This window comes from bacterium (assembly GCA_036524115.1).
In the GTDB taxonomy this organism is placed as follows: domain Bacteria; phylum JAUVQV01; class JAUVQV01; order JAUVQV01; family DATDCY01; genus DATDCY01.
This window is the reverse complement of sequence record DATDCY010000241.1, coordinates 1-11,008: the sequence shown is the minus strand read 5'-3', so window position 1 is coordinate 11,008 and position 11,008 is coordinate 1. Positions and strand designations below refer to the sequence as shown.

The 11,008-nt window shown below is 68.3% G+C and carries 10 protein-coding genes; 8 read left to right on the top strand and 2 right to left on the bottom strand.

The genetic code is table 11. The features are described 5' to 3' along the window. Positions 1–769: VWA domain-containing protein (locus VI078_11690; GenBank protein ID HEY5999944.1), on the top strand; the 769-nt coding region annotated here is incomplete at its 5' end. A 25-nt stretch (positions 770–794) separates the two neighbouring features. Here the strand turns inward: VI078_11690 and VI078_11685 are convergent. Next, entirely contained in the window at positions 795–3,272 is a 2,478-nt protein-coding gene (locus tag VI078_11685; protein ID HEY5999943.1) for a cyclic nucleotide-binding domain-containing protein, read from the bottom strand. A gap of 88 nt (positions 3,273–3,360) precedes the next feature. On the opposite strand from VI078_11685, the gene VI078_11680 reads away from it, so the two are divergent. From VI078_11680 to VI078_11655, 6 genes are all read left to right on the top strand, one after another. Continuing rightward, positions 3,361–3,672: a c-type cytochrome gene (locus tag VI078_11680; GenBank protein HEY5999942.1), complete on the top strand. Its 312-nt coding sequence runs from the start codon at positions 3,361–3,363 to the stop codon at positions 3,670–3,672. A 349-nt stretch (positions 3,673–4,021) separates the two neighbouring features. Beyond that, a complete protein-coding gene (locus tag VI078_11675) occupies positions 4,022–5,152 on the top strand; it encodes a hydrogenase small subunit (GenBank protein HEY5999941.1) in 1,131 nt (376 codons plus the stop codon). Positions 5,153–5,165: 13 nt separating this feature from the next. Continuing rightward, on the top strand, positions 5,166–6,149 hold the full coding sequence (hybA, locus tag VI078_11670; protein ID HEY5999940.1) for a hydrogenase 2 operon protein HybA: 984 nt from the start codon (positions 5,166–5,168) through the stop codon (positions 6,147–6,149). Positions 6,150–6,165: 16 nt separating this feature from the next. Then, positions 6,166–7,302 carry a Ni/Fe-hydrogenase cytochrome b subunit gene (gene hybB / locus VI078_11665; GenBank protein HEY5999939.1) on the top strand — a complete coding sequence of 379 codons (1,137 nt, stop codon included), beginning with the start codon at positions 6,166–6,168 and terminating at the stop codon, positions 7,300–7,302. A gap of 27 nt (positions 7,303–7,329) precedes the next feature. Beyond that, positions 7,330–9,048 carry a nickel-dependent hydrogenase large subunit gene (locus tag VI078_11660; protein ID HEY5999938.1) on the top strand — a complete coding sequence of 573 codons (1,719 nt, stop codon included), beginning with the start codon at positions 7,330–7,332 and terminating at the stop codon, positions 9,046–9,048. A 68-nt stretch (positions 9,049–9,116) separates the two neighbouring features. Further along, on the top strand, positions 9,117–9,632 hold the full coding sequence (locus VI078_11655) for a HyaD/HybD family hydrogenase maturation endopeptidase (protein ID HEY5999937.1): 516 nt from the start codon (positions 9,117–9,119) through the stop codon (positions 9,630–9,632). A gap of 290 nt (positions 9,633–9,922) precedes the next feature. Here VI078_11655 and VI078_11650 read toward each other — a convergent pair whose 3' ends face one another. Then, positions 9,923–10,726: a class I SAM-dependent methyltransferase gene (locus VI078_11650; protein ID HEY5999936.1), complete on the bottom strand. Its 804-nt coding sequence runs from the start codon at positions 10,724–10,726 to the stop codon at positions 9,923–9,925. 81 nt (positions 10,727–10,807) lie between these two features. On the opposite strand from VI078_11650, the gene VI078_11645 reads away from it, so the two are divergent. Then, a partial coding sequence (locus VI078_11645) for a toll/interleukin-1 receptor domain-containing protein (protein HEY5999935.1) occupies positions 10,808–11,008 on the top strand: 201 nt, incomplete at its 3' end.

The window sequence follows — 11,008 nt, the reverse complement described above, 5'->3', positions numbered from 1 at the left end:
CGACGCCGCGCGACGGGGCGCCCTCGCCAAGGGCTTCCGGGAGCGCTGGGGCGCCGCCGAGGAGCGCGAGGCCGCCGCGGCGATGGAGGCACTGGCAGGGCGGCTGGTCACGCGCCTCGGCCGCCGGCGCCGCCGCTCCCGGCGCGGCCGCCTGGACATGACGGCCACCCTGCGCGCCAACCTGGTGCACGGGGGCGTCCCGTTCGTGCTCCGCAGGAAGGCGCGCGTGCCTTCGCGCCGCGACCTCGTCCTGCTCGCAGACCTCTCGGGCTCGGTGCGCCGGGCCGCGTCGCTGTTCCTGCTGATCCTCGGCCGCCTGCGCGGCGCCTTCGCCGGCGTGCGCGCCTTCGCCTACGTCGACCGACCCGCGGAGATCCCCCGCGAACTCGCCGGCGCGCCGGCCGCCGAGATCGCCGCGGCCCTCGCGCCGCACCTGCCGCTCGACGCGCTCTCGGACCACGGCGAGATGCTCCGGCGCTTCAACCGCGACTTCCCGCGCGCGGCCGGCGGACGCAGCGTGGTCGTGATCCTCGGGGACGCCCGCAACAACCGCTTCCCCGCCCAAGAATGGGAACTCGAGACCCTGCGGCGGCGCTGCCGGCACCTCGTCTGGATCGTCCCGGAGCCGGTCTCCCTCTGGGGAAGCGGCGACTCGGCGATTGCGGCCTACGCGCCGCTGTGCGACCGCGTCCTCGCCGCTCCGAATCCGCTGGCACTCGCCGCGGCGGCGGCGGACCTCGCCCGCGGGATCGCGCGGCCGCGGCGGTGACGCCGGCGGCCGGACCGCCGGGCCGCTAGTCCCCGAGCACCAGCGCGAGGCTGCCGGCGAGGTACGCGGCGCAGATCGCGAGGAAGCCCCGCCAGCGCGCCGTCGACCACTCCTCGCCGCCGCGCCGCAGTCGCCCGCCGATCCCCATCAGGCAGATCCCGCCAAGGATGCCTGCCGCGAGCACGGCCTCGACTTGCGCCAGCGCCAGCACGGTGAGTCCCTCCGCCGGCAGCAGACGCGCCATGATCCCCCCGGGCTGCGCATGGAGACGCACCGCGCTCAGCACCCCGACGTGCCGTAGCTGGAAGGCCATTGCCGGCCCCCAGGCGAGCAGCAGCAACGCGAGGGCCGCGCGCGTCGCGAGCGCCGGCCCCGGGTGCCCGCCCGGCGCGAGCAGGCGCGGCAGCCGCGGCGCGAGGAGCGCCGCGGCCGCGAACGCGCCGAGTGCCGTCGCCGTGAACCCCGCGGTCGTCCCCGCCCAGCCGCCGCCCTGCGACGCGAGCATCGCTGGCGCGAAGAAGAAGAGAAAGAGCGCGAACGGGACGAGCGCCCCGCCGATGTCCGCCTGCGCCCACACGCTCTGCAGCGGCAGGCGCAGCCACAGGCGCGCCGAGCCGTGCGGGCAGACGCGCAGGCACTGGTAGCACTGCTTGCAGGCGTGGCTCTCGTTCGCGTAGAGCGGGTGGTGGAAGACCGGGCAGCCGGTGGTCTGCGCCGTCCCCTTGAAGCACTCGTGCGTCGTGCACATCGTCCCGCAGACGCTCGGGTTCGAGCGGACGTTGAGCACCGCCGGCAGGGCATGGACCGCGCCGAAGTTGCCCAGCGCGCAGAGGTAGCGGCACCAGACCTCGCGGCGCCAGATCATCGCCGAGACCACCGCGCAGGCAAACAGCGCGAGCAGCAGCAGGCCGCCGGCGCGCGGCCGCTCCATCATGTGGAACGCGTGCTGTGACCAGATGATGAGCAGGAACCCCGCGCTGATGAACCAGACCGCGCCGCTCTTGAGCCAGGGGCCGGGCGCACGGCCGAGGCACTGCAGCCGCGCGGCGAGGCGCCCCGCGCTCGAGAGCGGGCACACCGTGCACCAGACGCGCCCGAGGAACAGGAAACACACGAACAGCGCCGGCTCCCAGAGCCCCCACGTCAGTGCGTTGGCGACCGCCCCGGCGCGCGTGTCCGGCAGCGCGACGCTCGCGGCGGCGATCCCCGCGAAGACGGCGAAGACGGCCGCGCGCAGCGCCGCGAGCAGCGCCGGCGAGGTCAACCGGCGGACGGCCGCGAACCGCGTCAGATCGATCTCGTGGACGCCGCCCTCCCCCGCCGGCCCGGTGAAGATGTGCTCGCCGCGGATCTCGGGGCCGTCCGCGATGACGGCGGCCACGGCGACCGCCTCGCGCAGCTCCGCGACGTTGCGGTGCGCGTAGCGCTGCGAGAGCAATGCGTGCTCGGCCGAGCGGCCGAAGGACCTCGGCTCGTGCCGCGCGGCGTCGGCGAGGAAGCGCGCCGCCAGCGGCAGGATGTCGCGGCGCCGCTCCAGCAGCCGCGGGAGCGCGACGGCGCCCCCGTCGAACGCCGCGCCCAGCTCGGGGGCCGCCGCGGCGAGCGCCTGCGGCCCGAGCGTCGTGGTCGCGATCAGCCTGCTGACCGGATACGCGGGACGCAGGGCGGCGTACCGGGCGAGCGCCTCCCGGGCCGCGGCGGGCAGCGCCTCGATGTGCCGCAGCACGAGGGTCCCCTCGTGCGCCAGCTGCAGCGCGCCGTACCGGCGCAGCGCGTGCGCGTCCTCCTCGCCGGCTGCGCACGCCTGCTCCGCGCCGAAGAGAAACCGCATCGCCTTGGCCGCATCGAGCGTGCGGCAGTCCACGGCGATGAACGGCGCGCCCTCGCGGCCCGCGGCTTCGTGGATCTTCGCCGCGACGAAGAGCTTGCCCGTCCCGGGCTCGCCGCTGACGAGCGCCGGCCGCTGCTCGTGCGCGAGGCGCGCGATCGCCTCGCGCACCGGCTTCATCGCCCCGCTCCCCGCGATGAGCGGCCCGGCCTGCCGCTGCGGGCCGACGAGCACGTTGAGCGCGCGCGCCTGCTGGAAGAAGTTCCAGACCTCCGCGCTCGTGCCGCGGAGGTTCGCGGCCATCCGCGCCATCACGAGCGTCCGCAGCGGCTCGCACTCGCCGAGGGCACGGCGGAAGCGCTCCGCGGGGTAGCGCAGCAGGCGCACCGGCGCCAGCGCCACCGCGTCGGCCGACACCGGGTCCCCCGTGACCAGCGCCATCTCGCCGAAGGTGGCGCCGGGCCCGAGGCGCGCCAGCGGCAGGTGCACCCCATCCTCGCCGGCCAGCCGCACCTCGACGGTGCCCTCGAGCACGACCCAGAAGGCGCGGCCGGGCTCGCCGCGGCGCACGAGGACCTCGCCGGGGCACGCCGCCACCTCGACGCCGTCGCGCTCGAGATAGGCGACGATCTCCGGCGTCAGGGCCCCGGGCGGACCGTGCTGCTCCTCCGACATGGACGCTCCCGCCGAACGAACGTCGGCGGCAGCATTGAGCACGGCCGGGGGACTTGTTGTCAAGCGGCCCGGGCCCTAGATTTGCCCCATGCCTTCGCGACGGACACTCCCGGGCGCCCTCCTGCTCGCGGCCGGGTTTGCGCTCGGCGGGTGCGCGAGCCAGGGGCGCGAGGTCTTCGTGCGCGAGGGGTGCCCGGGCTGCCACCGCTTCGGCGGCATGGGCGGCGGCGGCGCCCCGGACCTGACCTACGTCGCGTCCCGCCGCAGCGGCGCCTCGATCAGAGCGCAGATCACGAACCCCGGGGGAGGCACGTCCCCCACGTCGCGCATGCCCGCCTTCCGGAACCTGTCGTGGTTCGATCTCTACTCTCTGTCCGCGTTCCTCCAGAGCGGCCCTTGATGTTGCGCCCATTTTCACGAAGTCTTGTTCGTTTGGGCACAAATCATCTCGCCGCGTGCCCGGGGGAACGTCCCATATCCCCATATTCCAAGTGCGCTTACAGGGAATATTCCCGACAAGAATTAGGGTGTTAGGCGTGTGGGAAATTCCTTGACACCCATCGGATATAAGGTAGAACGGTAGCCACTGGACGCTGTCCCGGGGTGCTCCGCGAACCCGGGGACGGCAGCACCGACGGGAGGGGAAGGCGGGTGCAAACGGGTACGGTCGCGGTGTGCATGTGCGGCCCCCGCACCACCCTTCCCTCGGTCTCCCCTGCAACCCCCACTCCACAAAGGAGGCAGCGCAGATGAAGTGCACGGCATGCCAGCACGTCGACTCGGGAGGGACCCTCGGGAGCGGGTTGTCGCGGCGCGACTTCGTCAAGGTCTGCACCGCGGCGGCGGTGTACATGGGCCTCGACGCGAGCTTCGGCGCCACCATCGCGGAGGCTGCCACGGCCAAGCGCCTGCCGGTTGTCTGGATCTCCGCGCAGGAGTGCACGGGCTGCACCGAGACGCTCCTGCGCGCCACGCACCCCACGCTCGAGCACCTGATCCTCGATCTGATCTCGCTCGAGTACCACGAGACCCTCCAGGCCGGCTGCGGCAAGCAGGCCAACGAGGCGCTCGATGCGGCGATCCACGCGGGCGGCTACGTTCTCGTCGCGGACGGCGCGTTCCCCGTCAAGGACAACGGCATCTACTGCAAGATCAACGGCGAGCCCGTCATCGACCTCCTCGCGAGGGCCGGCAAGAACGCGGCGGCCTGCATCGCGATCGGCTCCTGCTCGTCGTGGGGTGGGATGCCCAGCGCCACGCCGAACCCGACCGGCGCGACGAGCGCGGCCGAGGTCCTGAAGATGAAGGGCCTGGAGAAGCTCCCTGTCATGAGCATCCCGGGCTGCCCGCCCAACCCCTACAACTTCCTCTCCTCGGTGCTCTACTTCGTGACCTTCGGCAAGCTCCCGGAGCTCGACGGCAAGGGCCGGCCGAAGTTCGCCTACGGGCGGCTGATCCACGAGAACTGCGAGCGCCGGCCGCACTTCGACGCCGGCCGCTTCGCCGAGAAGTTCGGCGACGACGCGCACCGCCAGGGCTACTGCCTCTACAAGCTCGGCTGCAAGGGCCCCGAGACGTACAACAACTGCTCGACGCTCACCTTCGGCGACGTCGGCGCCAGCTCCTGGCCGGTGGGCATGGGCGCCCCGTGCTTCGGCTGCTCGGAGCAGGGCGTCGGCTTCAACGTGCCGCTGCACAGCCCGGCGCGCCTCGTGAACGTCACCCCGCCGGCCTTCTTCCCGAACGTCGAGGCCCCCAAGGGCGGCGGCGTGACCGCGGGCGCGGCCGCGGTGGCCGCGGCGGTCGTCGGCGCGGCGATCGGCGCGGGGCTCGCCACGAGCAAGCAGGTCGGCCAGGCCGAGGAAGGCAAAAAGAAGTAACAAGGAGACGGCGATGGAGAGGCGAGACTTTCTCAAGCTGACCGCGGCGAGCGGGCTGCTCATCGCCGCCGACGGCCTGCCCGCGCAGGCGTCGGGCGCGAAGGAGCTGCCGCCCGGCGCCGTCGGGCTGCTCTACGACGCGACGCTCTGCATCGGCTGCAAGGCGTGCGTCGCCAGCTGCAAGGAGACCAACAGCGTTCCGGGCGGCGCGCTCTGGTCCGACGGGATGAAGCAGCCGCCCTACGAGACCGTCACCGGCGAGCCGCCGATCTGGGACGCCGCGAGCGACCTCTCGGGGCGCACCGTGAACGTCATCAAGGCGTACCGCGCCGGCGACGGCGCGAAGGACACCGAGGGCGGGTACTCCTTCGTCAAGCAGCAGTGCATGCACTGCGTGCACGCCGCGTGCGTCTCGGCCTGCCCGGTCTCGGCGATGGTCAAGGACCCCCAGACCGGCGTCGTGACCTACAACAAGGACGCGTGCATCGGCTGCCGCTACTGTTCGATCGCCTGCCCGTTCCTGATCCCGCGCTTCGAGTGGGACCAGGCCTTCCCCCAGATCCGCAAGTGCCAGCTCTGCAACCACCGGCTCAAGGAGAACAAGTACGCGGCGTGCGCCGAGGCCTGTCCCGTCGGGGCGACGGTCTACGGGAAGACCGCGGACCTGCGCGCCGAGGCCGAGCGGCGGCTGGCGCTCCAGCCGGGGAGCTACTACGAGTATCCGCTGAACCACATGGAGTCCGGCCGGCGGGTGCGCTCGGTGGTCGCGAACTACCAGAAGCAGGCCTACGGCCTGCACGAGGTCGGGGGCACGCAGTGCCTGGTGCTCTCCGGGGTGCCGTTCGACAGGATCGGGCTGCCGAAGCTCCCCGAAGCGGCCTACGCGGCCAAGTCCGAGACCCTCCAGCACACCCTCTACAAGGGGATGATCGCGCCCGGCATTCTCCTGGCCGGTCTCCTCTTCACCGCCTACAAGTCCACCCGGGACCACGAGTAGGGGGAGGAGCGCAAGCATGAGCGTAAAACACGAACCCGTCGGCGGGCCCCTCTTCACGAGGATGTTCGCCATCGCGCTGGCCTTCGCGGGCATCGGCGCCTTCGTCCTGGCCAAGCGCTTCATGTTCGGCATCGGCGCCGTCTCGCACATGAGCGACGGCTACCCCTGGGGGATCTGGATCACCTACGACGTGCTCATCGGCACCGCCATCGGCTGCGGCGGCTACGCGATGGCGCTGCTGGTCTACGTCTTCAACAAGGGGCAGTACCACCCGCTGGTGCGCTCGGCGGTGATGACCAGCATGTTCGGCTACGGCCTGGCCGGCGTGTCGGTCTTCGTCGACATCGGGCGCTACTGGAACATGCTCAACATCTTCAACCCCGGCCTGATGAACTTCAACTCGGTCATGCTCGAAGTGGCGCTGTGCATCGCGACCTACTGCGGCATCCTGGTGCTGGAGTTCATGCCCGCCTTCCTCGAGGGCTTCGGCGGGCCCAACGCGTCGAAGGGCTACAACAAGATCATGTTCATCCTGGTGGCGGTCGGCGTGCTGCTGCCGACCATGCACCAGTCCTCGCTCGGCTCGATGATGATCATCAGCGGCTACAAGCTCTCGCCGCTGTGGCAGTCGGGCCTGCTGCCGTACTACAACGTGATCACGGCCATCCTCATGGGCTACGCCATCGTGCTCTTCGAGTCCTACCTCTCGGCGGTCTCGTTCGGGCGCCCGTTCGAGACCCACCTGCTCTCGAAGCTCGCCGGCGTGATCCCGGGGCTGATGATCGCCTACCTGGTCGTGCGCTGGGCCGACCTGCTGCTCAGCGGCGCCCTGGCCAGCGCCTTCTCCGGCATGGCCGGCCTGATGTTCTGGGTCGAGAACCTGCTCTTCGTCACGGCACTGGCGATGATCGCCCCGGCCGCCAGGCGCACGAGCGCGAAGAACCTCTGCCAGTCGGGTTTCGTGCTGCTGCTCGCCTGCGGGGTGCTCAAGTTCAACATGTACATCATCGGCTTCCAGCCCGGGAAGGGGTGGACCTACTTCCCGTCGGTCCAGGAGATCCTCGTGACGCTGGCGATCATCGCGATCGAGTTCCTGGCCTACCTGATCTTCGTCAAGAAACTGCCCGTGCTGCCCGCGCCGGAGCACGCCTAACACCGCGAGAGGGAGGAGAGAAGCGTTATGGCGAGAATCGCAATTGACCCGGTCACCCGGATCGAGGGCCACCTGCGCATCGAGTGCGAGGTGGAGGGCGGGAAGGTCTCCAAGGCCTGGTCGTCCGGCACGATGTGGCGCGGCGTCGAAGTCATCCTGAAAGGACGGGACCCGCGGGACGCCTGGGCGTTCACGCAGCGGTTCTGCGGAGTCTGAACGACCGTCCACGCACTGGCTTCAGTGCGTTCGGTCGAGAATGCCCTCGGGCTGGAGATCCCGCTCAACGCCCAGTACATCCGCAACATCATGATGGGGGCGCACGCCACCCACGACCACATCGTGCACCTCTACCACCTGGCGGCGCTGGACTGGGTCGACCTGGTCTCGGCGGTCACCAAGGGCGACCCGAAGGGCGCGGCCGCCCTCGGCGCGAAGATCTCGCCCTGGCCGCACAACACGGTGGCCGAGATCAAGGCCTCGCAGGACCGGCTGGCGGCCTTCGTCAAGTCCGGGCAGCTCGGCATCTACGGCAGCGGCTACTGGGGCCACCCCGCGATGAAGCTCGCGCCGGACGTCAACCTGCTGGCGGCGCACCACTACCTGCAGGCGCTGCACTACCAGCGCCGCATCAACATGATCGTCAGCATCCTCGGCTCCAAGACCCCGCACGTGCAGACGCTGACCGTCGGCGGCGTGACCAACCCGATCAACCCCGACGCGCCGGACGTCCTGAACATGGAGCGGCTCTACTACGTCAAGACGCTGCTGGATGAGGCCCGCGACTTCGTCCATCAGGTCATGATCCCCGACACCTGCGCCATCGCCGCGATGTACGCCCCGTGGACTGGCATCGGCAAGGGGACGACGAACTACCTCTCGGTGCCCGACATGCCGATGGACACCAAGGGGACGAAGTTCTTCCTCCCCGGCGGCTACATCCCGGACGGCGACCTCTCGAAGTTCATGCCCATCACCAGCTACCAGGACCCGAACTTCCGCGACAACGTCGCGGAGAGCATCAAGCACTCCTGGTACGACGGCGACTGGACCCGCCACCCGTGGGAGGAGGAGACGGTCCCGAAGTACTCCGACTGGAAGGACAGCGTCACCGAGTCCGCCGGCGGCAAGTACTCGTGGGTCAAGAGCCCGACCTTCAAGGGGCAGCCGGCCCAGGTCGGCCCGCTGGCGAACGTGCTCTGCATGGTCGCCGCCGGCCACGAGGGCGCGAAGAAGTACGTCGGCGCGGTGCTCGACACCGTCAGCTCGCTGGCGGGGACGAAGGTCGGCGTCGGCGCGCTGCACTCGACCATCGGCCGCATCGGCGCGCGCACGATCCGCTGCGCGATCCTCAACGACAGCATGCAGGCGCAGTTCGCGGCCCTGATGGAGAACATCGGCAAGGGCGACGTCACGACGTTCAACCAGCCGGTCTTCCCGAAGGGCGAGCAGAAGGGCTTCGGCTTCCACGAGGCCCCGCGCGGCACGCTCTCGCACTGGATCGTCATCCAGGACGGGCAGATCAAGAACTACCAGGGCGTCGTCCCGGGCACCTGGAACTCCTGCCCGCGCAACGGCCAGGACGCGCCCGGCCCCTACGAGGCCGCCCTCGTCGGCACGCCGGTCGCCGACCCGGACCGCCCGCTCGAGGTCATCCGCACCATCCACTCCTTCGACCCCTGCCTCGCCTGCGCCATCCACATCGTGGACAAGAAGCGGAACAAGACGATCAAGGTCAGGGCGCTGTAGGGAACTCGAAGAACGCGGCCCGGGGGGACGTGAGGTCCTCCCGGGCCTTTTTCGCATCCGGAGGTGGCGTGAAGACACTGGTGCTGGGGATCGGCAACGTGCTGCTCACGGACGAGGGCGTCGGCATCCACGCGCTGGACGAACTGCGGCGCCGCTTCGACTTCGACGAGGAGGTTGAGCTGCTGGACGGCGGCACCGCGGGCGTCGAGCTGCTGCGCTACCTCGACGGGAGGGAGCACGTGATCGTCATCGACGCGATCGCGGCGGGGCACCCGCCCGGGACCGTCTTCCGCGTCGAGGGCGACGACGTCCCGCGGACCTTTCACCAGCGGATCAGCCCGCACCAGATCGGCCTCTCCGACGTGCTGGCGACTGCGCTCATCACCGACTCCCTTCCCGCCGCGATCACCATGTTCGGCGTGGAGCCGAAGGAGCTCACCACCGGCCTGGCGCTGACGCCGGAGATCGACGCCAGCCTCGACAAGCTCGTCTGCGCCGTCGTCGACGAACTGCGCAGCCTCGGCCACACCGTCAAGGAACGGGAGAACCCTGCGCCGCGCCGGAGGGAGTGGAGCCCGACCTAGGCCGACATCCTCCCGGGGCTTCATCCGGAACCTTCCAGAAACCCCGTCCGGAAGCGCGCCGCCTCGTGTGAAGTCCGATTTGACGACGCCCCCCCCCTGTGCCATCGTAGCTGCCAACCAGCGTCGCCGGATTCCAGCCATTGGCGGGGGTGCGCGATGAGCAGACCCATTGAAGAAACAACAACGGTTTCCGCTGTTGCCCCGACAGCGGAAACTCCTCAATAGGCGACAGCAGCCCCCCAGGTCAATACACTGTTAGATTCCGGAGGAGAAGGCGAGATTTTTATTTATTACGATTGTCGCAGTCTCAACCTTGCGATCAATGTAGGTGGAAGCTCACTAAATTTACCACCCCACCCCAATGTGCTGGTTTGCGGATGATCGGGTGGAAAGGCACGTTCGTCAAAGCCATCAAGGATGAATCCATTTTGGAAGGCACTGTTCAGATAGTCCTTGAGCGGACGGTGAAAATAAAGCTGCGGTTTGGGTTGGTTGCGCAGGGCAAGTCCCTGCGATTGGAACTGATTGATATAACGCGAAACCTTAACCGCATAACGAGTTTGGATCTGACCATCATCCCATTCTTCGGCGAGATGCGTGGCAGAAGGATTGTTGAAGGCGGGATGCATCAATGAAAAGGCAAAGATTCCATTGGGCTTCAATAATTTACTTAATGCTTTAAACAAAGGCTCGATCTCAGGCATATCAAAGAGCGCCATGTTGGAAAGTGCGGAGTCGAATTTGCTTTCGCCGAGGGAAAGGAGTTGAGATTCGTCGGTTGCGTCTATGACGTGATAGGAGATTCGAGAATCAGGGTTTTGGCGTTCTTTGGCTTTTTCGATGAGGCTAGCTGAGAAATCAAACGCAGTTACATTGACTCCCAACGCGGCGAGGCGGCGCGAAGTCAATCCATTGCCACAGGCAATATCCAGGATCGCTGAATCAGGCTGCGGGTCCAGAAAAGAGGCGAGCACGGGCCAGCATAAAAGGTTGAAGAAGTCATTGCCTGCATCGCCCATACGCGCATCCCAGGTTTCGGCGTTGGCGTCCCAGGCGTCGCGGGAAATTTGGTTGGAGTTGGTTGTGGATGTCATGCGGTTGGTTTTACCATAAAAGTTTTATCAAGTAGAATAGGTCAATCCGGGAATCACCAGCTTGATTTTATAAGGTGAGTTATGGCAAAGCTATTCGTCTCCTATTCCAGAAAAGATTCGGCCACGTCGCGCAAGATCATTGAGGCGCTTGTGAAAATGGAACACGATATATGGGTGGATTGGGAGGATATTCCGCCCGCTGTAAACTGGATGGATCAAATCCTGCGTGGCATCGAAGGTGTGGATGCCTTTATTTTCCTGGTTAGTCCCGATTCGATCCTC

What these genes read in the sequence shown, in the direction of transcription:
- VI078_11685 (HEY5999943.1), bottom strand. Translation starts at nt 3,272, where the DNA reads ATGTCGGAGGAGCAGCACGGTCCGCCCGGGGCCCTGACGCCGGAGATC.
- VI078_11680 (HEY5999942.1), top strand. Translation starts at nt 3,361, where the DNA reads ATGCCTTCGCGACGGACACTCCCGGGCGCCCTCCTGCTCGCGGCCGGG.
- VI078_11675 (HEY5999941.1), top strand. Translation starts at nt 4,022, where the DNA reads ATGAAGTGCACGGCATGCCAGCACGTCGACTCGGGAGGGACCCTCGGG.
- hybA (HEY5999940.1), top strand. Translation starts at nt 5,166, where the DNA reads ATGGAGAGGCGAGACTTTCTCAAGCTGACCGCGGCGAGCGGGCTGCTC.
- hybB (HEY5999939.1), top strand. Translation starts at nt 6,166, where the DNA reads ATGAGCGTAAAACACGAACCCGTCGGCGGGCCCCTCTTCACGAGGATG.
- VI078_11650 (HEY5999936.1), bottom strand. Translation starts at nt 10,726, where the DNA reads ATGACATCCACAACCAACTCCAACCAAATTTCCCGCGACGCCTGGGAC.